Here is a 22,771-nt window from a genome sequence, read left to right as displayed (position 1 = left end):
TGGTCATCATGAGTTCCGCCACGCCCACCGCACCCGAGCGGGAAGACTTCGCCCTACGCCTGCTCAAGGGTTCGGCCAAGAAGTCCTACGAGCCCGTCGTCGACATCGACTGGGACGCACCGCTACCCGAGGGCCTGTACTTTCTCCCTCCGCACATGCTGAGCCTCTACGGCACGCCGCTGTGGGAACGGATGACCGACCAGCAACGCCTGGATCTCTCCAGGCAGGAGTTCGCCAACTACATCTCCATGGGGATCTGGTTCGAGAACATGCTCAACCAGTCCCTGTTGCGCGCGATGATGCATTCGTCGCCGACGTCCCACAGCACGTTCTACGAACTCACCGAGCTGGGCGACGAGGCGCGCCACATGTTGATGTTCGGCAAGGCCATCGAGCGGGTGGGAGTCGAGCCGTTCTGGCCCACCAAGCGTGGCGCCCGCAGGGTCAATGCGATGGCGATGATCTTCCGGGGGCCCATGCTCTGGATCGGCGCGCTGGTCGGCGAAGAGCTCTTCGACGCGGTGCAGCGCCAGATCCTCGACGACGGCGACGACATCCAGCCGCTCGTACGACGGGTGATGCGCATCCACGTCACCGAGGAGGCCCGCCACATCCAGTTCGCCCGCGACGGCATTCGCCGCGACGTCGGCACGTTGTCGCGGCGCACTCGACTGGCCTTGTCCAACCTGCACGGCCTCGGGGCGTCGCTGTACTTCGGCCACTTCACCCGCCGCGCCCTGTACGACCGCATCGGTCTCGACGGTGCCGAGGCGCAGCGTCAGGCGCGCGCGAACCCACACTTCCACGCCACGCTGCGTGCGGGGTTCGAGCCGCTGGAGGCGTTCCTTCGCGAGGTCGGCCTCATGGGGCCGGTCGCGCGCCGCATGTGGGCGAAGAACCACTTCCTGTGACCGCCGCCCACGACGATCGCGTCTACGCGGGGCCGGCCAGTTTGGTGGTCGGCGACGAGCGCCATCCCGTCCGAATCCGTCTCACCGGGTACATGAATCCGTTCGACGGCCACTACCACTGGCAGGGGACCGTTCGCGACGCTCCCGCGCAGGTCACTGCAGGCCGACCCGCCGTGCTGTGCGTCGGGGATCGGGACGACGCCGCACGTCTCGTCGAACGAACTGCCGCCGGTGACCTCATGATCAGCGGAACGGGCCGCCCACCGTTCTGGCGCTGAGCGTGCTCGAATTCGTCGTGAAGCCCTAGCTCATCGCCCGTCCGGCCGATCCCAACATCTGCGCGGCTTCGACGACTCGCGCCGCCATGGCGTGCTCGGCCGGCTTGCCCCACGACCGCGGGTCGTAGGCCTTCTTGTTGCCGTACCCGCCATCGACCTTGAGCACCTGTTCGTACTTCGCGAGCATGTGGCCTGCGATGGACCGGGTGAATGCGTACTGGGTGTCGGTGTCGACGTTCATCTTCACGACGCCGCTCGCCACGGCAGACGCGATGTCCTCTGCGCTTGATCCCGATCCACCGTGGAAGACGAGGTCGAACGGCTTGTCCTTGCCAGTCTCGCGCCCGACGACGGTTTGGATGTCCGCCAGGATCTCTGGGCGTAGATGGACCGAGTCCGGACGGTAGACGCCGTGGACGTTGCCGAAGGTCAGTGCGGTCAAGTACCGGCCCCGCTCCCCCGTTCCCAGCGCCTGGATCGTGGCGCGTGCATCGTCGACCGTGGAGTACAGCTGTTCGTTGATCTCGTGCGACACGCCGTCCTCCTCGCCGCCGATCACGCCGACCTCGATCTCCAGGAGCGTGTTGGCCCGCACCGACGCATCCAGCAATTCCGCTGCTACGCGGAGGTTGTCGGCGAGCGGAACCGCGGATCCATCCCACATGTGCGACTGATAGAGCGGGCCCAGTCCGCGGCTGCGACGTTCTATGGAATCGGCGATCAACGGCCGGACCCAGTCGTCGAGGTTCTCGACGGGACAGTGGTCGGTATGCAGGGCCACGGTGACCGGGTACTGCGATGCGACCTCGTGGGCGTACAGCGCGAGTGCCTTCGAACCCACGAACCGGTTCTGAATCGCGTTGCCGGACAGATAGAGAGCCGTTCCAAGCGACACCTGGACGATGCCATCACTGTCGGCCTCGGCGAATCCCTGCAGCGCCGCGTTGAGCGTCTGCGAACTCGTCACGTTGATGGCCGGATATGCGAACCCGCCCTCCTTGGCGCGATCGAGCATCGCAACGTACTGGTCGGGATCGGCAATCGGCATCGTCGGAAGTCCTATCGGTGAGGGTCACGTGCATCCGCACGAATTGCGATGGTGGAACGTGGTGGGCACGCTGATGCGTTGCGGTTCTGCCTCGTGTCCGCGGATGCGGCGCAGGAGCAGGTCGGCCGCCGTGGCGCCGATCGTCTCCACGTCCTGCGCTGCTGCCGTGAGCTTGGGCTCGAAGAGGTCCGACCATTCGAAGTCGTCGTAACAGACGAACGCAACGTCGGCCGGAATCGACAGGCCGAGCGTGCGGAGTGCCTTGAGCGTTCCGATCGTCATGGCATTGTTCAGCGACACGAGCGCAGTGGGCCGGTCGCTCTTCGACATCAAGGCGTGTACTTCGCGCTCAGCGACGTCGGTGTTGGAGTTGCCCTCGAGGACCAGGCCGGCGTCGACGGCGATGCATCGATCGGCGAGCGCCGTGGCGTAGCCCTCGAATCGCTCGGTGGTCGAGGAGATGCCGGCCAGGCCCCGTACGACGGCGATCCGGCGATGTCCGAGGTCGAGCAGGTGCTCGGTCAACGACCGAGCCGACGAGACGTTTTCCGGACCGACCTGATCGCAGCCGAGGTCGACACCACGGTCGATCAGAACCAGAGGCGTTCCGCTGCGGATGATGCCGGGCAGGGTGACTCGCTCCGACCCTGCCGCGGGCGCCACGATCATTCCGTCGACCTGCCGGTCCAAGAGCGAATCGGTGACGCGTTTCTCCGACACGACGTCGTCGTGCGAATCGCCGACGATCAGCACGTAACCCGCGTCCGACAACGCCCGCTCCACGGCGTGCACCAGGCTCCCGAAGTAGGGATTGGTCAGGGCGGCGATCGAGAGCCCGATGGTGTTCGTGCGCCCGGCGGCCAGTGATCGTGCCACCACGTTGCGGCGGTATCCGGTCTCCTCGATCGCCGCCTCGACGCGCAGGCGCGTGTGGGAGTCGACCTTGCGCGTGCCGTTGAGCACGTGCGACACCGTGGACGCCGAGACGCCGGCGATGCGGGCGACGTCGCCCATCGTGGTCACCGGAGTCGCACGATGCGGTCCGCTCGACCGGCGGTCGACTCGATCATCTGGGCATTGCGTTCGTCGGGCCCGAGCGCCCAGGAAGCCGCGTCCTCCGGGGACTTTCCGTAGGCCTCGTGTCGGCGGAGCAGCCGTGAATGGCGAACGTCGGTGTCGGGAGCCAGGAACCACACCTCGTCGATGTAGGACCGCGCCGCGGGCCACGCATCGGAATCCAGCAGCAGGTAGTTGCCTTCGGTGACGACGAGCGGCACCGTGGCCGGGACGGGTATCGACGAGCCGATCGACTCCTCGATCTCGCGCCGGAACCTGGGCGCATACACGACCGGGTCGCCGAGACGCTGCGCCCGCAGGGTCTCGATCAGCCGTGCGTATCCGCCGTCGTCGAACGTGTCGTGCGCACCCTTGCGTTCTCGGCGCCCGAGGTCGATCAACACTTCGTTGGCGAGGTGGAAGCCGTCCATGGGAACGAGCACGGCCACGTCCGAACCGAGCGCGGCGACGAGTTGCTCCGCGACGGTGGACTTTCCGGCACCCGGAGCACCGGTGAGACCGAGGATGCGACGCTCCCCGCGGACGACGAGCGCCCTGGCCGACTCGACCAGTTGGTCCAGTGTGGCGTCCTGCACGTCACGCTCGGTGCTCACCGTTCTCGCTTCCGGGTCAGTTCAGTGTGTAATTCGGTGGACAGTTCGCGCAGCCATGCCCGCGGTCCGACCACCGAACATCGCAGTGCCGCCACACGCGAAGAGCGGTCGACGCGGTCTGCGACACCGGTACCGATCCCGGTCGAGAAGTACGCGTACGCGCCGTGATAGGCATCTCCCGCGCCCAGGGTGTCGACCACCGTCACCGGCTCCACGGGCACCGATCCGGACTCGCCCTCCGACCACCAGTGCACGGGATCACCGCCATGGGTGGTGACGACGGTGCGCACACCGCTGCCGACCAGCGCCGCTGCGGTGGATTCCGAGTCACTCGTGCCTGGTACCCGGAAGTCGCTGGAGCACACGACATCCGTGGCATGGACCACGAGGTCGGTCATCACCGACTTCCACCGGCCGGCGTCGACGACGAGTGTGGTGCGCCGCGCCGAGGCACTCGCCGCGGCGGCCCGGGCGATCAGCGGGTGGTGACCGTCGACGAGCACCACGTCGGCGCGCGCCACGAGGTCGTCGAGGCCTTCCGGCGCCGGGGCATCGGAGTTGACGGCATCCAGCGAGACCACTGATCGTTCACCCGTGGATTCGAGCACCGACACCGTGGAGACGGGTACCGCTCGGCGGCTGCCCGCAGACGCATCGACGACGGTCACGCCGTAGGCGGCGAGATCGGCTCGGATGAGGTCGGCCACCGGTTCGTCGCCGAGCGCGGTGACGAGGGTCGCGTCGCCGCCCAGCGCCGCGAAGGTGACGGCTGCGTTCGCCGCCGGTCCGCCGGCCGCGACGAACTGAGCGGCCGCCGTGATCTTCTCGTTGGCCGCAGGCGGTTTCGCGATGCGATGGATCACGTCGAGAGTCGCCAACCCGACGAAGACCCCCACCGGGGCCTCCTCAGAGACCGGCGCGTTCCTCATCGGTGGGCTCCTCTGCACCGGTCATGAGCGCAACCACTTCCGACATCGAACGCGTCTTCGGATCGACGACGCCGGCGCGTTGGCCGAGCCGGTGAATGTGGATCCGGTCGGCTACCTCGAAGACGTGCGGCATGTCGTGGCTGATGAGCACCACGGGAATGCCGCGGTCACGGATGGACTTGATGAGGTCGATGACCTGTCCCGATTCCCGCACGCCGAGCGCGGCCGTCGGCTCGTCCATGATGATGACACCGCGGCCGAACGCGGCGGCCCGCGCCACCGCGACACCCTGACGCTGGCCGCCGGACAGGGTCTCGACGGCTTGAGTCACCGACTTGATGCCGATCTTCAGGTCCGCGAGGTGCTGTGACGCCTCGTCGCGCATTCGCGGCATGTCGAGACGGCGGAACAGACTGCCCGCGACGCCCTTTCGCCGCACCTCGCGTCCGAGATACAGATTCGACGCGATGTCGAGAGCCGCCACGACGGCAAGGTCCTGATAGACCGTCTCGATACCGGCGGCCCTGGCGTCTCGGGTGTTCCTGAACGACATGGGCGTTCCGTTCATCAGGATCTCCCCCGAGTCCGGAACCAGCGCGCCCGCCAAGGCCTTGATGAGACTGGTCTTGCCTGCGCCGTTGTCTCCGATGACCGCGAGGACCTCGCCTTCGCGAAGTTCGAAGTCGGCGCCGTTGATAGCCGTCACGTTGCCGTACTTCTTGACGAGCCCGCGCGCCTCGAGCACGGGTGTGCCGCTCGTCGGGGTCGTCACTGTGATCTCCTGCGTGCGAACTGATCCACGGCCACGGCGACGATCACGAGGACCCCCGTCGCGATGTTCTGATAGAGGTTGTCGACGCCGGCCTGGGTGAGACCGTTCCTCAGGACGCCGACGATCAAGGTGCCGACCAGTGTTCCGCCAACACCGCCGCGGCCACCGAACAGACTCGTCCCGCCGATGACCACGGCGGTGATCGACTCGAGGTTGGCGTTCTGGTACGCGTTCGGATCGGCGTTGGGGATACGACCGAGAGCGGCCCACGCGGCGATGGCCGCAATCACACCCGTGGTGATGTAGACGGAGAACAACACGCGCTGAGACTTGATGCCCGACAGGTCCGATGCCTGCGGGTTGCCACCTACTGCGTAAACGTGTTTACCCCAGGCAGTTTGGGACAGCGCGTACCACATCACCAGGTAGACCAGCAGCATCGCGACCACGCCGTACGTGGTCGAGAACGACCCGATGCGGAACGACGTGCCGAGGAACGTGAGAAGTCCGGGCTCCACCCGGTAGGTCTCGGACCCTGCGAGCAGGCGGGTGGCCGCCTGAATCGCGGTGAACGTGCCCAGCGTGACGATGAACGGCGGCAGTCGCAGCGCCGTGACGAGGCCGCCGTTGATGGCACCGAAGACCACGCACACCAGCAGCGTCGACCCGAGGGCCATGAACGGACCGTTCGCCCCGGCACTCTGCGCCATCACGATCGTGCCGAAGACGGCGACTGCGCCAATCGAGAGGTCGATGCCGGAGGTCAGGATGATCAACGTCTGACCCACGGCGAGAATGCCGACGACCACCGACTGCTGGAGGATCAGCGACACGTTCTGCGGGTTCAGGAACGAATTCGAGACCGAGCTGAAGATGACGATGGCGATGACCAGCGCCACCAGCGGACCGAGCAGCGGTTCACGCAGGAGGTTCCCTACGTTCATCCGGCTCGATACCGATGGCTTTGCCGTCGATGGTGCCGTCGCAGGAGCGCCGGTGGTCATGTGCCGGCTCAGCCCCAGCAGTTCTGTTCGCCCCAGGCGGTGTCCTGCGACTCGACTCCGGGCATTGGCTTGTCGGTGACGAGCTGCGAGCCGGTGTCGTTGAAGCCACTGGGCTTGGTGCCGTTCTTGGCGAACTCGACCACGGCCTGCACTCCCTGCTCGGCCATCTTCGCCGGGAACTGCAGCACCGTGGCGCCGATCTTGCCGGACTTCACGTCGGCGATACCCGTGCAGCTGCCGTCGATCGACCCGATGGTGATCTCGGCGACGCGGTTGGCGGACTGAATCGCCTGGTACGCACCGGCAGCCGCCGGCTCGTTGATGGTGTAGAGCGCGTTGATGCCCGGGGCACGCTGGAGGATGTTCTCCATCGCGGTCTGCGCCTTGGTCTGGTCGCCGTTGGTGTTCTCCTGGGCGACGATCTCCGGCGAGTCGTTCGTGATGCCGAAGCCCTCCAGGAATCCGTCGTGACGGAACGTGTCGACGGTGCCACCGGGCGTACCGTCCAGCATGACGACCTGGGGCGCCTTGTTGCCCAGCGCAGCCTTGACCCACTTGCCTTGGGCGACGCCCGCGGCCTTGTTGTCGGTGGCGTACGTGGCATCGACGGCGTCTTCGGGATCGGTCGCGGTGTCGAGGGCGATGACGACGACGCCCGCGTCGCGTGCCTTCTTGATGGCGTCGAGCACGCCGGTGGAGGAGTTCGGCGTGATCAGGATGCCCTTGACTCCCTGGCCGACCATGTTCTCGATGGCCGCGACCTGCCCCTCGTTGTCGCCGTCGAACGCACCCGCGAGTGAAATCAATTCGGCGCCGTCCTTGTCGGCCTGCGCCTGGGCGGCCTCACGCAACTTTACGAAGAACGGGTTGGAATCGGTCTTGGTGATCAGGCCGACCTTGACGCCGTCCGAATCAGAGCCGCCGCAGCCGGTCAGGCCGAGAATCAGCGAACCCGCGGTGAGAACCGCCCCGACGGCGAGCGTGCTTCTGTTGCGCTTTCCGAACATCTGGACTCCCTTGTCCCGGATGCGACGCCGGCCGCGCCGCGTGCTCCCTGGGACCCTAAGGGCAGCGCAAGCGCTTGCGCATGCGCTTTCGCGATATTTCGTTACGGCGAGGATCGACGCGTTGAGGATCGCCACCCCCGGCACGGTTCGGCGGCGTACTTCAGCCGATCGCCTCTTGGTGAGCTGCGGCTATCTCCAAGAGTCGTAAGTATCCGGCCAGCCGCCACGCCGCCCGGCCGATGAACAAACCGGTTACCTCGTCGATGCCAAGCAGGTCCTCGGCGTTGTCGAGACCGACCGAGCCACCGTAGAGCAAACCCCTCGTCCTGCCGCCGTACTCACGCCCCAGGGCGTCGAACGGCTCCCGTAGCTCCTCGACTGTGGCGGGACGCCCACTCTCGCCGATAGCCCAGATGGGCTCATAGGCGATGAGGACGCGCCCCATCTGCTCAGCGGTGAGGCCGTCGAGCGCGCCGGCCGCCTGTTCCATGATGAACCGCGAGGACTCACCGGCATCCTTGACGTCGGCGCTCTCGCCGATGCACAGCAGTGGCACGAGCCCGTGGGCAAGGACGGCCGCCACCTTCAGCCGGGTCGTCGCCACGGTCTCTGCGAAGTGCTCGCGACGCTCGGAATGACCAATCTCGACCAGCTGCGCGCCGGCGTCCTTCACCTGCGCAACGGACACCTCGCCGGTCCAGGGTCCCTCGTCCTCCCAGTGCGCGTTCTGCGCCCCGAGTAGTACAGGCGAATCGTCGCCGAGTTCATCGCGAGTAGCGGCCAGCGCGGTGAACGACGGGATGATGAAGGGCTGCACTCCGGAGAGGTCGGCCTGACCGACGTAGTCGGCCAAAGCGCGGGCGTAGGACCGGGCCTCGCCGATGCCCTTGTTCATCTTCCAACTCGTGCCCACCCACAGCAGGCCCGAATCGTTCGTTCCGGTATCAGTCACTCTCGTACGCGCAGATGTCGTCGACCTTGGCCGCCGAGGAGGACTGCGGGTCGAACTGCACGCCGAGCCATTCCTTGACCAGGACTCGCGCCAACTCCAGCCCCACGACTCGCTCCCCCATGCACAGCACCTGCGCGTTGTTCGACAGCACTGAGCGCTGCACGGAGTACGAATCGTGGGCCGTGACGGCTCGAATTCCCTTGACCTTGTTCGCCGCGATGGCGACGCCCAGCCCGGTGCCGCAGATCAGCAGCGCACGGTCTGCCTCGCCCTTGGCGATTCTCTCCGCGGCCGCGATTGCGACGTTCGGGTAGGACGTGTCGTCCTGGGGGTCCCCGACACCGACGTCCTCCACGATCTCCACCCGATCGTCGGACTCGAGGTCCTTGCGCAGCGCCTGCTTGTAGTTGAATCCCGCTTTGTCGCCGCCGATTACGATCCGCAATGCCATGCTGCACTCCTTTTCAATGGTCTTCGTTCATCGGGTCAGGTGCTCGCCGAGAGCCGCCATCAGCATCGAGAACGAGAGTGCGCCAGGGTCCGGCGTGCCGACGCTCTTCTCACCGAGTACCCGAGCGCGGCCCAACCGCGCCGTGATGTCCGCCGTTCCGAGGGCGGCTTCGCGGGCCACGCGTGCCGCGGCGGTGATGGCTGGCCCTGCTTCCGTCTCGAAGGCCTCCGCCAATGCGCTCCGGAAGGGCAGGGCGGCGTCGACCATCGTCTTGTCACCAGGTTTCGCGCCGCCGAGACGGATGACGGCTTCGATCCCGGCGCCGATTGCATCGACGACGTTTCGGTCATCGGCGTTCTCGGTGTCGGAGTAGGCACCACCTGCGCTTGTCAGCGCCGCGCCCCACAACGCTCCCGAGGTGCCCCCGGCCGCGTCGGCCCAGGCTTGACCGGCGAGAAGGAGCGTGGTGCGGGCGCCGGCACCCTGATCCACCGCGGCCCGGGCTGCTCGGGCCGCACCACGGGAACCGAACGACATGCCCTGACCATGATCGCCGTCGCCGGCGACCGCGTCGAGGCGGCCGAGTTCGGCCTCGTTGTCGGCGCACACGCGCTGGAACGTCTCCAGAACTGCGGCGATGGTCTGCGCGCAGGCTTTCGACTCCTCGCTGGACTGCGGTATTTCCACCTCGGCTGCGTCCCAGATGCCGGTGCGGGGAGTTCGGTTCACGTCCGGCATCGCCCCGCGGCGGTACGCAGGCGTCTCCACCGGTGCAAGCCAAAGCTTCTCGAGTTCGTCATCGAGGAATACCAGGGTGAGCGACAGTCCCGCCATGTCGAGGCTCGTGACGTACTCACCTACCTCCGGACGCACGGCGGTAAGCCCCTTCTGCTCGAGGCGTTCGGCGATACGCCCGTAGACGACGAAGAGTTCTTCGTACTTCACCGTGCCGAGTCCGTTCAGGATGACGGCCACCCGGCCGTCATACCCGTTCTCTCCGCGCGGCGGCTCCTCAGTCAGCAGTTGATCGAGCAGCAGATCGGCGGTCTCGGCAGCGCTGCCGATGCGGTCGTCGCGGACGCCGGGTTCGCCGTGAATGCCAAGCCCTACTCCCATCTGCCCCTTCTCGACGTGGAACAGCGGCTCGTGGGCCCCGGGCAATGTGCATCCGTTGAAGGCCAAGCCGAACGAGCGGGTCGCGTCGTTGGCCTTCCACGCCACGCGCTCGGCCTCGTCGAGGTCTGCGCCGGCTTCTATGGCCGCGCCCGCAATCTTGAACACCGGCAAGTCGCCTGCGACGCCCCTACGGTCGCGGTGGTTCTCCGGAGTGTTGGACGCGATGTCGTCACTCACGGTGACGATCCGCACGTCGATTCCCTCGTGACGCAACTTCTCGGCAGCCAGGCCGAAGTGCAGTACGTCCCCCGCGTAGTTGCCGAAACCCAGGATGACGCCGCCACCGTTCTCGGCGTTGCGCACTACCGAATACACCTCGGACGCAGCCGGCGACGAGAAGACCTTGCCGCATGGGGCACCGTGCCCCATGCCGGGACCAACCCATCCGGCAAAGGCCGGATAGTGGCCTGAACCGCCGCCGATGACGAGTGCGGGCTGGCCCTGTGGCGTCTGCGTCGCTCGCGCCACACCACCGGGCACCTCGACCAGGAGGTCGCGGTGGGAGGCGACGAGACCGTGAACGGCCTCGGCCGCGAAGTCGTCGGGGGAGTTGAGGAGGTACGTCATTGTTCCGTCCTTGGGGATGCGCCAGTCAGCCTACGAGGCCCGGTCTCGCGGTCCGGTTGTCGAATAAATCGTATAGGATTCGGGCACTCATTCGGGAGGGTTGGCGTCGCCGTCATCGCTGCCACGAGTGTCGGAGAATCCACTCGAGGCCTCGGCGCGGGCGCGCTCGGCCAGCGCGCGCTCCTTCACGCCGGTGATGTGTGCGTGCATGATGCGGTAGACCTCTGGGCCGTAGCCTCGCTTGAACGCCGCAAGCAGCTCGCGGTGCTCGGCGATCGCATGATCGGAGTCCTGAACGCCCACGCCGACGAAGAGCCGGAAGCGTTGCCCGTGGCCGCCCAGCGCGTCGTACGCCCGCAGCAACGCGCCGTTGTCCGCGTGCTCTGCGATCAAGCGGTGGAAGCGTTCGTCTGGACGGTGATACTTCGTGATCGCCGCGGCATCGGCAGTGTGCGGTGCCCGCTCCTGCTCCTCGATCGCCTCCTCGAGCGCACCCAGCAACTCGGCATCGGCCCTGGCACAGGCCAGTTCTGCCAACCGGGGCTCGATGAGCAGGCGGGCGTCCATGATGTCTGACATCTCCTTGGCGCCCGGCACCTCCGGCACGCGGTACCCACGCATGGCCACCCGAATGACGTTGCCGGTGGATTCCAGGCGAGCCAGTGCCTCGCGGACCGGCGTGGGGGATACGCCGAGGTGACGCGCCGTCCCGTCGATGCTGATCGGATCGCCGGAGCGGAGGGTGCCGTCGAGAAGCAGTTCCATCAGCCGCTCGTAGACCTGGTCGACGAGCGTGTTGCGCGACGGCAACGCGTTCTCATGGGCTCCCACTGCAGACCTTTCCGAAACCCCAGCGGCGTCACCGCCCCACGAACACATCGCCACGCCGTCGCTGGACACGGCGCTTCTCAGGAAAGAGAGTCTACCCGGCGTTGACAGATTGGCCCGGAATGCCTATATCCTATGTGATCTGCATGTGACATAGACCACGATGGAGGCTCAGGGTGCACACGGCTCACAGTTGGCCGATCGCGGCCAACATGCTCGGCTTCGGCAATCGAGCACCCGATGGCGGCCACATCAAAGACGCGCCATCCAACGTGTGGGCCACGCAGCTGCGGCAAGTCCGCGAGCTGGGCTTCGACTACATCGATCCAACCGATGCCTGGGTCCCGCTCGCCGCTCTGTCCGATGATCGCGTCGAGGAGTTCCGCACCGTTCTTCGCGACGAAGGCCTGGCAATCTCCTCCATCTCCATGACCCGCAACTCGGTCGTCGACGTCGAGAATGGCGCGCAGAATCTCGCCGACGCACACCGCCTCATCGACCTGGCGCCGTCCTTCGGTGCCACGATCGTGAACACCGGCTTCATGCAGGCGATCACACCCGAACAGAGCGAGCAGATCTGGTTCTGGCTGGTGGACGGCCACGTCGACGACCCGGCTCTTCGCGACCTGGCGGTGGAACGCATCCGCGAGCTGGGTGACCACGCCCGCGCCAACGGGATCGAACTGAGCCTCGAGATGTACGAGGACACCTACGTCGGAACACCGGACGAGGCCGTCCGCTTCGTCCGCGACGTCGACCATGACGCAGTGGGTCTCAATCCCGACCTGGGCAACCTCATCCGACTGCACCGGCCGGTGCCCCACTTCAGTGAGATGTTCGCCAAAGTCCTTCCCTACTCGAACTTCTGGCACATCAAGAACTACTCCCGTGACTACGATCCGGCGACCGGCGCATACAGCTCAGCCCCGCTGCCGCTGAAGTACGGATACATCAACTATCGCCAGATCATCCGTCTTGCACTCGAACTCGGCTACACCGGGCCATTCTGCTGCGAACACTACGGCTCCGACTCCTTGGGCGTGTGCGCCGAAAACCGGGAGTACATCCAGCAGGTTCTCTCGTCCGCACTCGCCTGACCTCCAATCCGAAGGGCATCGCATGCGCAAGATCAACACCGTCACCGTCGTCGGCGCCGGATACATGGGTGGTGGCATCGCCCAGGTACTCGCACTGAACGGCTTCCAGGTTCGAATCGCCGACGTCAGCGTCGATGCCACCCAGGAGGCCCTCAAGCGGCTGGACAGAGAGGCAAGGGAATTCGAAGAACAGGGCCTGTTCGATACGGGTAGTGCCGAGACCATCATGGGCAACCTGACGGCCGTCGAGAGCCTCGACGACGCGGTCTCCGACGTCGACTTCGTGATGGAGGCCGTCTTCGAAGACCCCGACGTCAAGAAGGACGTCCTGGCGCGCATCTGCGCGAGCGCTCGCGCCGACACCATCATCGGCACCAATACCTCCACCATTCCGGTCAAGGTGCTCGTCGAGGCGGTCACCAACCCCGAGCGGTTCCTGACCGTGCACTTCTCGAACCCCGCACCGTTCATCCCCGGGGTCGAGCTGGTCGCCGGCGAGGCGACTACCCAGGAGGTCATCGACTCCATCAAGGATCTCCTCGTGCGCGCCGGATGCGAGGGCGCTCAAGTCGCCGATACCCCCGGCATGGCGCTGAACCGCCTGCAGTACGCGCTGCTCAAGGAGGCGACTCTCATCGTCGAGCAGGGCGTTGCCACGAAGGAGGATGTCGACACCATCGTGCGCACCACCTTCGGCTTCCGACTGGGGTTCTTCGGCCCGTTCGCCATCGCCGATCAAGCCGGACTCGACGTGTACGTCAAGGGATTCCGCACCCTCGAGAACGAGTTCGGTGAACGCATGGCCACCCCCAAGCTCCTCACTGACAACGTCGACGCCGGCCGCCACGGCACCAAGAACGGCAAGGGGTGGACGGGCGACTTCGACGACGAGACGAAGGCAGCCGTCATCGCCTACCGAAACAAGGCCTATTCACGCATGGGCGATCTGCTGCGCGAACTCGGGCCGGCGCCGAAGGGATCCTGACCAGCCCCCACATCGAGCGGCGTCGGTGACGCCTGCCTCCCGCGCCCGTCAACCTGGAAGGGAATCCCATGGACGAAGTGGTCCTCGCGGAGCGGCCCACCGCCCTGCTCATCATCATCGCCCTCGTCGCCATCGCGGTACTGCTAGTCCTGATCGTCAAGGTCAGGCTGCACGCGTTCTTCTCTCTAATCGTGGTGAGCGTCCTGACCGGCCTCGCCGCAGGCATCAGCATGGGCGACGTCGTGAGCGTCGTCATCGCCGGGTTCAGCAACACCGTCGGCACTGTGGCACTACTCGTCGGCTTCGGCGCGGTACTCGGCCGGCTCGTCGAGATGACCGGCGGAGCGCAGACTCTCTCCGACAGGATGCTGCAGCGGTTCGGGGAGAAGAGAGCGCCGCTGGCGCTCGCGGTGGCCTCGCTGTTCTACGCGTTCCCGATCTTCCTCGACGCCGGCTTCATCGTCATGCTGCCCATCATCTACGCCGTGGCTCGGCGCCTGGGCGGCTCCTTCATGCTCTACGTGCTGCCCTCCATCGGCGCATTCCTGATGATGCACGCGCTGACACCTCCACACCCCGGCCCCACCGCCGCCGCGACCGTGATGGGCGCCGACATCGGGATGGTGGTCATCGTCGCGCTGCTCGTCGGCCTGCCGACGTGGTACCTCGCCGGATACCGGCTCGGACTATTGATAGCCAAACGCTATCCGGACATGCCGGTACCGACGCTGCTCGGCGAGCCGAAGGACTATCCCGAGAACGAGCGACCGGGCTTTTGGACGATCATGTTCGTCCTGTTGCTGCCGCTCGGACTGATCTTCTTCAATACGGTGTTCTCGACGCTCGAGGCAGACGGCGCCGTGACCGAAGACAACGTCTTCTACCAGCTGTCCCGCTTGATCGGCACGACCTCGATGGCCCTGCTGATCACGGTCCTGCTGGCGATGGTGCTGTTCTACGTCGTGCCACGGCGTCGGCGCGGTGCCGAACCGATCGGCGGTCTGCTGGAGGATCTGGTCGACGATGCGTTGGCGCCAGTCTGCTCGATCATCCTGATCACCGGTGCCGGTGGTGCCTTCGGCAGGATTCTCACCGAGACGGGCATCGGCAAGACCCTGGCCGATGGCCTGGACGCGTTTGGCCTGCCCGTCATACTGGCCGGCTTCATGATCGCAATCGTCTTCCGGGTCGCGCAGGGCTCTGCCACCGTCGCGGCAACGACTGCCGGCTCGATCATGGCCCCGGCGGTGACGTCGATGAACCTCGGCGCCGTCGCCCTGGCGGCAGTCGTCGTCGCCATCTGTGCCGGCTCGATCACGTTCTCACACGTCAACGACTCTGGCTTCTGGCTGATCGGACGCTTCTGCGGCTTCGACACGGTGACCACGTTGAAGACCTGGACGGTCATCGCGACCGCCATCGGGTTCATGTCGTTCGGTCTCGCTGCACTGGTTTACGTCGTCGCGAACTGAGAGGACGCCGCGGGCCCGCCGTCAGTAGACGGTGTAGCCGCCATCGATGACGACCACCGCCCCGGTCATGAACGCCGATGCGTCCGATGCCATGTAGACGACGGTGGGCGCGATCTCCTCCGGTAGCGCGTAGCGCTTCATCGGTGCGTCCTCGATCCAATGCTGCCGAAATTCTGGCCTGTCGACGGGCGCCATCTCCGTCTTGACGTAGCCGGGGGCAATCGCATTGACCCGGATGCCATACGGCGCCCACTCGGCAGCCAGTGACTTCGTCAGCTGATGCACGGCGGCCTTCGACGCGTTGTACGACGGCTGCCACTGCGGACGGTTGACGATCAGTGAACTGATCGAACCGACGTTGAGGATGTTGCCGCCACCGTGCTCCCGCATGTGTGCGCCTGCGCGCTGGCTGAGCCGCCACAGTGACCGGGTGTTGACGTCGAACACCAGATCCCATTCCTCGTCGGTGATCTCCAGTGCGGGCTTGTGAATGGCCAACCCGGCATTGTTGAGCAGGAGGTCCAAACCGCCCAGCCGCTCCACGGCGCCCGTGATCGCCGCATCCGGGCCGTCCTGCGAGGTGACGTCGACCTCGAACGCCTGCACGCGGAGTCCGTCCTGGGCCAGGGCATCGACGGCAGCCGCGTTGCGCGCGGCGTCACGTGAAACGAAGACGACCTCTGCACCTGCTTCGGCCAGTCCACGCACGAATGCCAGCCCGAGACCGCGATTGCCGCCGGTCACCAGAGCCCGCTTACCGGTCAGCGAGAAGGCGTCGAGCACTGTCATGATGTTTCCTTCGTTTCGTGGGCGGGAGGCGCCGAATCAGTCGCTGCCGCTGAATCTTCGCGTGGTGAAGCCGTTGAGGAGTGCGGACAGGACGAGCACCACACCCAGGGCCAGCAGTTGGAACTGCGTACCGGTGTTGCCCTCGAAGTACAGGATGATGCCGGCGTTGAGCCACACGATCAGCAACGTGGCCAGCAGCACCCCCGCCAGTCGTCCGACACCGCCGGTGATCGCGACTCCACCCAGTACGGCGATCGTGATCGCCGGCAGCGCAAGGCCGTTGCCTGCGGTGCCGGCGTCGGGGCGGGCCGAGGCGAACTCCGCCGTGATGTACACCGCTACCAGTCCCGACAGGATGCCGGAGAGCACGTATGCCCGCATCCGCGTGCCCGGGACGTCGACACCGGCCCACCGCGCTGCGACGTCATTGGTGCCGACGGCGTACAGCCTGCGGCCGAAGGTGCCACGCTCGAGCGCGAGCCACAGGACGACGACCACGGGCAGGAAGAAGGTGAACACGCCCAGTGGGACGTCGGGGATGTAGTCACCGATGATGGGTACGCGTATCGAGCCGGTGAGCGGATAGAGATCCTGAATCTCGGTGCTGTTGATGGGCTTCTGGTCGTTGATGACGAGCGCGATCGACCGATAGGCGTAGTAGGTCGCCAAGGTGGCGATGAGGGCGGGAAAGCCGATGCGGGCGACGAGGAATCCGTTGATGGCACCGAGCACCGCACCCACGACGACGGCGAGCACCACGGCGGCGAGCAGTGGCCAGCCCCACTTGCCGTAGGCGAATCCGAAGATCATCCCCACCAACGAGACCATGGCACCGACTGACAGGTCGATGCCGCCGCGACCCGACACGATGACGACGAGTTGGGCGAATGCCAACAGTGCCAACGGAACCGCGTCGATCAGGGTGGCGGACATGTAGTCGAAGTCGTAGTCGCCGTTCAGGTACCCGTTGGCGCTCAGGAACATCAGCCAACCGACGACGATGACGATCAGGACTCCGAGCAGCACGATCCGCTGGGTCAGCACTGCCTCGGCGATGCGGTCGATTCGGCGGCGTGCGGCCGACCTCTGCGCCGCGGGCGCAGGACTCTCGACGCTCACGGGTTCCTCCTGGCACGACGCCGGAGGAGATCCGTACCCACGGCTACGACGATGAAGATCCCGACGAACAGATCCGACAGCTGCGATGGCCACCCCAGCTGCGTGACCCCTGACTTCACGGTCTGCACGAGGAGCGCCCCGAGTACCGTGCCCAGCACCGACCCGCGCCCACCCATGATCGAGGTTCCGCCGATGACCACGGCAGCGATCACGGCGAGTTCCTGACCGGACCCGACGGACTGATCCAGGCTGGACGTGCCCTTCGCGAGGGTGAAGATCGACGCCAGCCCCACGAGCAGTCCGGTGACCACGTAGGCGATCAGGATGCGGCGCTGCACCCTGATTCCGGCGAGCCTGGCGGCGACCGGATCTCCGCCCACGGCGAAGAAGTGGCGCCCGCCTGCCGTGTGGCGCAAGTACCACCATGCGACGGCGGCGAGGACCACCATGATGACGAAGCTGTGCGGCACCGACAGCGTGCGACCTTCGACGCCGCGACCGAACCAGGCCAGGGTGTTCGGCATTCCGCTCACCGGTTGCGAATTGAAGATCTGCAGACCCACGAAGAGAAAGACGTTCCACGTGCCGAAGGTGATGATGATGGCGTGCACGCGTCCGTAGGCGATCAACGCACCGTTGACGAGTCCGAGCACCGCACCGGTCGCGAGCGCCACGGCGAGGCAAGCCCACGCGGGTAGCGCTTGATCTCGCATCAACTTGGCGGTGACGACCGAGCACACCATGATCGCGCCGCCCACCGAGACGTCGATGCCCCCGGTGATGATGACGAACGTCATGCCGATGCCGATCAATGCGACCGGCGCTACCTCGACGAGTAGCGGGATGATCGAGCCCGCGCTGAGGAACGCGGGCGTCGCCGCCGCCAGTCCGATCCAGAGCACGACCAGCACGGCGACGAGGACGATCTCGGCCGGTGTGACCGGAGGGGGCAGTACCCGTTCGCGAGCGCGCGCCGGCTTGGCGTCGGTGGTGACGCTCATGCGGTCGCCGATCCCTCGCGGTCACCGGCCGCCGCGGCCAGGATGTCGGCCTGTCGGGCGTCGGGTCCGAACTCGGCGGCGATGGTGCCCGCCCGGACGACGAGCAGCCGATCGGTGATGCGTTGCGCCTCCTGCAGGTCGGAGGTGGCGACCAGCACCGCCGTGCCGTTGTCGGCGAGGTCGGCGATGATCCGGTGGATCTCCTCCTTGGCCCCGATGTCTACGCCTTGGGTGGGTTCGGCGAGCAGCAGGAGCGTCGGCCGTTCGACGAGTTGCCTTGCAAGCATCACCTTTTGCGCATTTCCTCCGGATAGGTTTCCGACCGACTGGTTCTCGTCGGTCGCGCGCACCGCCAATCGCTTCATGAGGTCCTTGACCACCGTGCGTTCCTTGCGTCGGTCGACGAAGGCCCTGCCGAGCGACAACCGGCGGAGGTGGCCGATCGACACGTTGAAGGCGATGGACTGGAAGGAGAACATCCCTTCGGTCTTGCGGTTGGCGGGCAGTAGCGCGATACCCGCGTCGGCGGCCTCGCGCGGTGATCGCGGAGCGACCGCGCGGCCCTCGACGACGATCTCGCCACCGCTGGTCTTCGCCAGTCCATGGATGCACTCGGCGATCTCCGCCACACCGGAGCCCACGAGACCGTACAGCCCGAGGATTTCGCCGGCTCGCAGCTGGAGACTCACGTCGTGGAACGATCCGGCGCGGGCCAGTGACTTCAGCTCGAGCACCACGTCTCCCGGTGCGGTCGAGCGGGGCCCGGAGTGTTCCGAAAGTGCCTCGCCCACCATCAGTTCGGCCATTCGTCGCACCGTCATGTCCGTCATCGCGTAGGTGCCGATGGTGCTCCCGTCGCGCATGACCGTGACCCGATCGGCGATCTTGACGACCTCGTCCAGCCGATGGGAGATGTACACGATCGACACACCGTCGTCGGCGAGGCGCCGGATGATCCCGAACAAGACGTCGATCTCGGCGTCGGTCAGAATGGCCGACGGCTCGTCGAGGATGAGCACACGGGCCTCGCCCGCCAGCGCCTTGGCGATCGACACCTGCTGCTGAGTGGCGACGGGGAGGTCACCGACAGTCGCAGTCGTCAGCTTCGCAGGCAGATCGAGAGCCTTCAACAGGCCGGCGACCCGTTCGTTCTGGGCAGCCCAGTCGACGCGGCCGCCCTTGACGATCTCGCGGCCCATGAAGACGTTCTCGGCCACGGTCAGTTCCGCGAAGAGTTGCGGTTCCTGGTACACCGTGGCGATGCCCAGCGCGATCGCATCGACGGTCGACGAAATCGTCACTGGCACATCGTCATGAGTGATCGTGCCCGAGTCCGGCGTCGTGGCGCCCGAGATGATCCTGATCAGCGTCGACTTGCCCGCGCCGTTCTCTCCCACCAGCGCGTGCACCTCGCCGGACCGGACTTCGAAGTCGGCGTGCCGGATGGCCTTGACCGCACCGTAGCTCTTGACCAGTCCGCGCAGCGTCAGCCTCGGTTGTGACATGACGACCTCACTGAACGAGGGATCCCCGGTGGTCAGTAATCGAACTGGTCGACGTTCTCGGTGGTGATCAACAGCGGGTCACCGAGGACCAGCGTCTTGCTCGCCTCGTCCCACTTGACGTCGGGCATCGCATCGCTGACCTCGTTGGTGGCCTCGAACGGCTTGCCCTGCGCGATCTGCTGTCCGGCCCACGCCGTGAGGTATCCCAGATTCTGCACGTTCCAGAGGATCGACCCCGATGAGGAGCCGTCTTCGAGGTAGGGCTTCATCGACTTCGGCGTGCCGATCCCGACGGAGAACACCTGCCCGATCTTGCCCGCGTCCTTCACGGCTTGGGCGACGCCGACCGCCGAGGTCGTGCACTGACCGAGCAGACCCGTCAGATCCGGGTGGGCGCTCATCAGGTCGGTGGCCATCTGCGTGCCCTTGGCCTGATCTTCACCCGAGTACACGACGTCGACGAGTTCGGCCTCCGGGTACTTGGCCGACACGTAGGCCTTCTCCGCCGCGATCCAGGAGTTCAGGTTCTCGGCCGTCTCTCCGCAGGACACGATGGCCCACTTGCCCTTTCCGCCCATCGCCTTCATGAGCGTCTCCGCAGTGGTGTTGCCGATCCCCTCGGCGGTGGCCTGGTTGATGAACGCCTCACGGACCGAGTTGGGCGCGTCGGTGTCGGCGGTCATCACCTTGATGCCGGCGTCCTGCGCCTGCTTCATCAACGGCGCCATCGAGTCGGGGTCGTTCGGCGCGACGACCAGTACGTCCACCTTCTGCTGGATGAAGGAACGGACGACCTGCGCCTGAGCGGCAGCATCTGCCGACGTCGGCCCCTGGTAGAGCCACTCGACGTCGCCGAGTTCGGTCGCCGCTTGCTTGGCGCCGGTGTCCATGGCCTCGAAGTAGGGCGATCCCTGCAGCTTCGGCACGAAGGCGACCTTCACGGCACCGCCCGAGTCCTGTGCTGCGCTGCTGTCGCCGGAGGAAGCGGGTGCGGCCGAGTCCTTCTTGGTACACCCGCCCGTGACCATGGTGAGGGCGAGAACCACGCTGATCGCACCGACGACACGCTGGGAAGTCACCACGGTATCTCCTTCGACGACATGGGCTTCGAACCGCGGATCAGCACCATGTCGACGCCGACCACGCACACCTGCATGGGAGCCCCAGGCAAGTGGCATCTGGCTGGTCCGTTTCATATGTCGAACCAACCGCCGAGTGATGAAACACACATTAAGCAGCGCGCTGTGACCTTGTCAACAAGTCCCGGTCTTGCCCTCAGAGGTCGTTGGGGCCCCCCGCACCACACCACGTCCGTATTCGAATGCGCAGCGACGAAGGCGGATTCGGCGACGAGTTCGCAGGCGTCGGCCTCGGCACGTCGGTTAAGGTGACTCGATGACCGACCCTGCGGTCGGGGCGGAACACGCCCTTCCTCCCGTCACCCGCGGACGCGTCCCGGCGTTGACGCGTGCGGCGAGCATCTTGCAGGGCATCTGCGACGCCGAACGCCCGATGGCCCTCGCCGAACTCGCAGAGGCGACCGGCTTTCCGAAGAGCAGCGTGATGCGGATCTGCCACGCGCTCACCAGTGAGAACCTGCTCGCCCGAGGTGTGGACGGCACGTACACGCTGGGGCCGCGCGTCTACGAGTTCGGCTCGACCGCAAGGGCGCAGTCGTGGCCGATTCACGACATCGGCTTCAGTTACCCACTCGACGAGAGCTTCTTCCTCGCCGAGATAGGTGCGCTGCGTGACGAAGCAACGCGCCTCGAGGCGCGGCTACACGTCCACACCGCTGGCGAAGACACTCTCGAGCAGTCTCGTCGGGTATGCGAGTTCGTGGATCGGGCAATGGATTTGATCCTCATCGAACCCGTTGCGACCGAAGGCCTGGAAGAGGCATGCGACCGTGCGCGCGCGGCGCGGATTCCGGTGGTGGCCATCGGCTCTGCCGTCAGCGGAGCCGATGCCGTGGTGGCGACGGACAACACGAAGGCCGGCTCGCTGGCGGGGGGTGCACTGGCACGTGCGCTCGGCGGACGCGGACGCGTTGCCGTAGTGGGCGGGATACCGATCACCGCCAATTCGGACCGCATCGCCGGCTGCCTCGCCGCCATGTCCCGGCACCCCGATGTCGAGGTCGTCGCTACCAGCTATGGCGAACTGAACGCGCCTTCGGGACAGCGCGCCGCCGAGGAAGTCCTCGAGAGCCATCCCGAGGTCGACGGCTTCTTTGCGAGCAACGACCAGATCGCCATCGGCATTTCGCGAGTACTGCGGAGCAGAGGACTCTTCCTGCCCATCGTCGGTGTCGACGGCGCAAGAGGCGCAGTCGAAGAGATCCGGAGTGGTGGGCCGATCGTCGCCACGGCAACACAGGATCCGAAAGCCCTGGTGCAAGCGGCAATGGAAATCGGCACGGCCCTCCACCGAGGTGCACGGATACCTCGGACGTCCGTCTACCTCGCGCCACGACTGATCGATGCGGACAACGCAACGGACTATCAGCCATGGGGATAGACGCGCCTCGCAGTCCAGCGGTTCATCGCGGCGCGAAGATCCTCGACGCCGTCTCGTCGGGCACCGCCAACACCCCGGCCGAATTGAGCGCGCGGGTCGGACTGCCCAAGAGTTCGATCGCCGACCTGCTTGACACCTTGCAGGACGTCGGATTCGTCGTGCGGGGTGCGAACGGTGTTCTGCGAGCGGGAGGTCGGTGGCTCAGCCTCTCTGATCCCGCCGGTGTCGTGCATCGCGTGTTTCGGGCTTGCGCTACGACAGAACTCGATGGGCACACGGTCTCGCTGATTCACCTCTTCGGTGACCGGGCGATCTTCGTCGACGTCCACCCGGGCAGGCAGCCGCTGCCGTTGACGCCGCGACCAGGTCAGCGCGCGAGCGCAGCCGACTGCGCCGGAGCTGCCGCCATTCTGGCGTCGATGCCATTGGCAGAGGCAACCCAGATGATCCGGTCGGCAGCCGGCCACCTCGGGCTCGGCGACGACGACGTGCGGGCCACCCTCGCTCTGCGGCCAGCCCGTCCGCGACGCGTCTACGAATCGCGCTCGGTGGCCATCGGGAGGCAGTTCGCCTGCGCCGTGAAGGGAACCCGCCTCGCGCTGACCATGCACGTACCAGACCAACTCGGCGAGTCGGCCGCTCGCAGGGCCAGCGGCGCGCTCCACGCTGCGGCCATCGACTACTGATACG

23 protein-coding genes are annotated in these 22,771 nt (G+C 66.2%); 7 read left to right on the top strand and 16 right to left on the bottom strand.

Annotated features, from left to right (window positions below):
* Nucleotides 1-8 precede the first annotated feature (8 nt).
* Together LOK44_RS15425 and LOK44_RS15420 are read left to right on the top strand one after the other, a co-directional pair.
* Nucleotides 9-911: an AurF N-oxygenase family protein gene (locus LOK44_RS15425; protein WP_237570922.1), complete on the top strand. Its 903-nt coding sequence runs from the start codon at nucleotides 9-11 to the stop codon at nucleotides 909-911.
* A complete protein-coding gene (locus LOK44_RS15420; protein WP_237570921.1) occupies nucleotides 908-1,189 on the top strand; it encodes a DUF4873 domain-containing protein in 282 nt (93 codons plus the stop codon). The genes LOK44_RS15425 and LOK44_RS15420 overlap by 4 nt, the downstream gene beginning before the upstream one ends.
* Before the next feature lie 25 nt (nucleotides 1,190-1,214).
* Here the strand turns inward: LOK44_RS15420 and fbaA are convergent, their stop codons facing one another.
* The 11 genes from fbaA to LOK44_RS15365 form a co-directional block, all read right to left on the bottom strand.
* Complete coding sequence (gene fbaA / locus LOK44_RS15415) at nucleotides 1,215-2,237, bottom strand: class II fructose-bisphosphate aldolase (RefSeq protein ID WP_237570920.1); 1,023 nt, start codon at nucleotides 2,235-2,237, stop codon at nucleotides 1,215-1,217.
* Nucleotides 2,238-2,261: 24 nt separating this feature from the next.
* The gene (locus LOK44_RS15410) at nucleotides 2,262-3,251 is read right to left on the bottom strand and encodes a LacI family DNA-binding transcriptional regulator (RefSeq protein WP_237571190.1); all 990 of its coding nucleotides are present in this window, start codon (nucleotides 3,249-3,251) and stop codon (nucleotides 2,262-2,264) included.
* 5 nt (nucleotides 3,252-3,256) lie between these two features.
* Complete coding sequence (locus LOK44_RS15405; protein WP_237570919.1) at nucleotides 3,257-3,907, bottom strand: nucleoside/nucleotide kinase family protein; 651 nt, start codon at nucleotides 3,905-3,907, stop codon at nucleotides 3,257-3,259.
* Entirely contained in the window at nucleotides 3,904-4,803 is a 900-nt protein-coding gene (locus LOK44_RS15400) for a PfkB family carbohydrate kinase (protein ID WP_237570918.1), read from the bottom strand. The genes LOK44_RS15405 and LOK44_RS15400 overlap by 4 nt, the downstream gene beginning before the upstream one ends.
* A 10-nt stretch (nucleotides 4,804-4,813) precedes the next feature.
* On the bottom strand, nucleotides 4,814-5,608 hold the full coding sequence (locus tag LOK44_RS15395) for an ATP-binding cassette domain-containing protein (RefSeq protein ID WP_237570917.1): 795 nt from the start codon (nucleotides 5,606-5,608) through the stop codon (nucleotides 4,814-4,816).
* Nucleotides 5,605-6,552: an ABC transporter permease gene (locus tag LOK44_RS15390; protein ID WP_237570916.1), complete on the bottom strand. Its 948-nt coding sequence runs from the start codon at nucleotides 6,550-6,552 to the stop codon at nucleotides 5,605-5,607. Before LOK44_RS15390 ends, LOK44_RS15395 begins: the two co-directional genes overlap by 4 nt.
* Before the next feature lie 68 nt (nucleotides 6,553-6,620).
* Entirely contained in the window at nucleotides 6,621-7,619 is a 999-nt protein-coding gene (locus tag LOK44_RS15385; RefSeq protein WP_237570915.1) for a substrate-binding domain-containing protein, read from the bottom strand.
* Between the two features lie 160 nt (nucleotides 7,620-7,779).
* Nucleotides 7,780-8,571: a triose-phosphate isomerase gene (locus LOK44_RS15380; protein WP_308192750.1), complete on the bottom strand. Its 792-nt coding sequence runs from the start codon at nucleotides 8,569-8,571 to the stop codon at nucleotides 7,780-7,782.
* A complete protein-coding gene (locus LOK44_RS15375) occupies nucleotides 8,564-9,022 on the bottom strand; it encodes a ribose-5-phosphate isomerase (RefSeq protein WP_237570914.1) in 459 nt (152 codons plus the stop codon). Before LOK44_RS15375 ends, LOK44_RS15380 begins: the two co-directional genes overlap by 8 nt.
* Before the next feature lie 27 nt (nucleotides 9,023-9,049).
* Nucleotides 9,050-10,765: an L-erythrulose 1-kinase gene (gene lerK / locus LOK44_RS15370; protein ID WP_237570913.1), complete on the bottom strand. Its 1,716-nt coding sequence runs from the start codon at nucleotides 10,763-10,765 to the stop codon at nucleotides 9,050-9,052.
* A gap of 87 nt (nucleotides 10,766-10,852) precedes the next feature.
* A complete protein-coding gene (locus tag LOK44_RS15365) occupies nucleotides 10,853-11,596 on the bottom strand; it encodes a GntR family transcriptional regulator (protein WP_237570912.1) in 744 nt (247 codons plus the stop codon).
* Nucleotides 11,597-11,769: 173 nt separating this feature from the next.
* Between LOK44_RS15365 and LOK44_RS15360 the strand changes: the two genes are divergently transcribed.
* The 3 genes from LOK44_RS15360 to LOK44_RS15350 all read left to right on the top strand — a co-directional run bounded on the left by LOK44_RS15360 (nucleotide 11,770) and on the right by LOK44_RS15350 (nucleotide 15,147).
* Nucleotides 11,770-12,690, top strand: a complete 921-nt coding sequence (locus LOK44_RS15360) for a sugar phosphate isomerase/epimerase family protein (RefSeq protein ID WP_237570911.1) — start codon at nucleotides 11,770-11,772, stop codon at nucleotides 12,688-12,690.
* Between the two features lie 22 nt (nucleotides 12,691-12,712).
* Complete coding sequence (locus LOK44_RS15355) at nucleotides 12,713-13,675, top strand: 3-hydroxyacyl-CoA dehydrogenase family protein (RefSeq protein ID WP_237570910.1); 963 nt, start codon at nucleotides 12,713-12,715, stop codon at nucleotides 13,673-13,675.
* Between the two features lie 68 nt (nucleotides 13,676-13,743).
* On the top strand, nucleotides 13,744-15,147 hold the full coding sequence (locus LOK44_RS15350) for a GntP family permease (protein WP_237570909.1): 1,404 nt from the start codon (nucleotides 13,744-13,746) through the stop codon (nucleotides 15,145-15,147).
* A 21-nt stretch (nucleotides 15,148-15,168) separates the two neighbouring features.
* Here the strand turns inward: LOK44_RS15350 and LOK44_RS15345 are convergent, their stop codons facing one another.
* From LOK44_RS15345 to LOK44_RS15325, 5 genes are read right to left on the bottom strand one after another with little or no spacing between them, the layout of a single operon-like run.
* The gene (locus LOK44_RS15345) at nucleotides 15,169-15,936 is read right to left on the bottom strand and encodes an SDR family oxidoreductase (RefSeq protein ID WP_237570908.1); all 768 of its coding nucleotides are present in this window, start codon (nucleotides 15,934-15,936) and stop codon (nucleotides 15,169-15,171) included.
* A 36-nt stretch (nucleotides 15,937-15,972) separates the two neighbouring features.
* Complete coding sequence (locus LOK44_RS15340) at nucleotides 15,973-17,055, bottom strand: ABC transporter permease (RefSeq protein ID WP_237570907.1); 1,083 nt, start codon at nucleotides 17,053-17,055, stop codon at nucleotides 15,973-15,975.
* Nucleotides 17,052-18,056 (bottom strand): ABC transporter permease, encoded by a 1,005-nt coding sequence (locus tag LOK44_RS15335; protein WP_237570906.1) that lies wholly within the window; start codon nucleotides 18,054-18,056, stop codon nucleotides 17,052-17,054. Before LOK44_RS15335 ends, LOK44_RS15340 begins: the two co-directional genes overlap by 4 nt.
* Nucleotides 18,053-19,561, bottom strand: coding sequence for a sugar ABC transporter ATP-binding protein (locus LOK44_RS15330; RefSeq protein ID WP_237570905.1), 1,509 nt, complete (start codon nucleotides 19,559-19,561; stop codon nucleotides 18,053-18,055). Before LOK44_RS15330 ends, LOK44_RS15335 begins: the two co-directional genes overlap by 4 nt.
* 32 nt (nucleotides 19,562-19,593) lie before the next feature.
* Nucleotides 19,594-20,640, bottom strand: a complete 1,047-nt coding sequence (locus LOK44_RS15325; RefSeq protein ID WP_237570904.1) for an autoinducer 2 ABC transporter substrate-binding protein — start codon at nucleotides 20,638-20,640, stop codon at nucleotides 19,594-19,596.
* Nucleotides 20,641-20,956: 316 nt separating this feature from the next.
* Between LOK44_RS15325 and LOK44_RS15320 the strand changes: the two genes are divergently transcribed.
* Nucleotides 20,957-22,081, top strand: coding sequence for a substrate-binding domain-containing protein (locus LOK44_RS15320; protein ID WP_237570903.1), 1,125 nt, complete (start codon nucleotides 20,957-20,959; stop codon nucleotides 22,079-22,081).
* The gene (locus LOK44_RS15315) at nucleotides 22,072-22,767 is read left to right on the top strand and encodes a helix-turn-helix domain-containing protein (RefSeq protein ID WP_237570902.1); all 696 of its coding nucleotides are present in this window, start codon (nucleotides 22,072-22,074) and stop codon (nucleotides 22,765-22,767) included. Before LOK44_RS15320 ends, LOK44_RS15315 begins: the two co-directional genes overlap by 10 nt.
* The last annotated feature ends 4 nt before the right edge of the window (nucleotides 22,768-22,771 follow it).

It is taken from the genome of Mycolicibacterium lacusdiani (assembly GCF_021916785.1).
GTDB lineage: Bacteria > Actinomycetota > Actinomycetes > Mycobacteriales > Mycobacteriaceae > Mycobacterium > Mycobacterium lacusdiani.
This window is presented reverse-complemented; position numbering and strand designations above follow the sequence as displayed.

Coding starts and splice junctions, on each gene's coding strand:
- LOK44_RS15410 (WP_237571190.1), bottom strand. CDS start 3,251: ATGGGCGACGTCGCCCGCATCGCCGGCGTCTCGGCGTCCACGGTGTCG.
- LOK44_RS15315 (WP_237570902.1), top strand. CDS start 22,072: ATGGGGATAGACGCGCCTCGCAGTCCAGCGGTTCATCGCGGCGCGAAG.
- LOK44_RS15350 (WP_237570909.1), top strand. CDS start 13,744: ATGGACGAAGTGGTCCTCGCGGAGCGGCCCACCGCCCTGCTCATCATC.
- LOK44_RS15375 (WP_237570914.1), bottom strand. CDS start 9,022: ATGGCATTGCGGATCGTAATCGGCGGCGACAAAGCGGGATTCAACTAC.
- LOK44_RS15425 (WP_237570922.1), top strand. CDS start 9: ATGAGTTCCGCCACGCCCACCGCACCCGAGCGGGAAGACTTCGCCCTA.
- LOK44_RS15355 (WP_237570910.1), top strand. CDS start 12,713: ATGCGCAAGATCAACACCGTCACCGTCGTCGGCGCCGGATACATGGGT.
- LOK44_RS15335 (WP_237570906.1), bottom strand. CDS start 18,056: ATGAGCGTCACCACCGACGCCAAGCCGGCGCGCGCTCGCGAACGGGTA.
- lerK (WP_237570913.1), bottom strand. CDS start 10,765: ATGACGTACCTCCTCAACTCCCCCGACGACTTCGCGGCCGAGGCCGTT.
- LOK44_RS15385 (WP_237570915.1), bottom strand. CDS start 7,619: ATGTTCGGAAAGCGCAACAGAAGCACGCTCGCCGTCGGGGCGGTTCTC.
- LOK44_RS15345 (WP_237570908.1), bottom strand. CDS start 15,936: ATGACAGTGCTCGACGCCTTCTCGCTGACCGGTAAGCGGGCTCTGGTG.
- fbaA (WP_237570920.1), bottom strand. CDS start 2,237: ATGCCGATTGCCGATCCCGACCAGTACGTTGCGATGCTCGATCGCGCC.
- LOK44_RS15390 (WP_237570916.1), bottom strand. CDS start 6,552: ATGAACGTAGGGAACCTCCTGCGTGAACCGCTGCTCGGTCCGCTGGTG.
- LOK44_RS15330 (WP_237570905.1), bottom strand. CDS start 19,561: ATGTCACAACCGAGGCTGACGCTGCGCGGACTGGTCAAGAGCTACGGT.
- LOK44_RS15320 (WP_237570903.1), top strand. CDS start 20,957: ATGACCGACCCTGCGGTCGGGGCGGAACACGCCCTTCCTCCCGTCACC.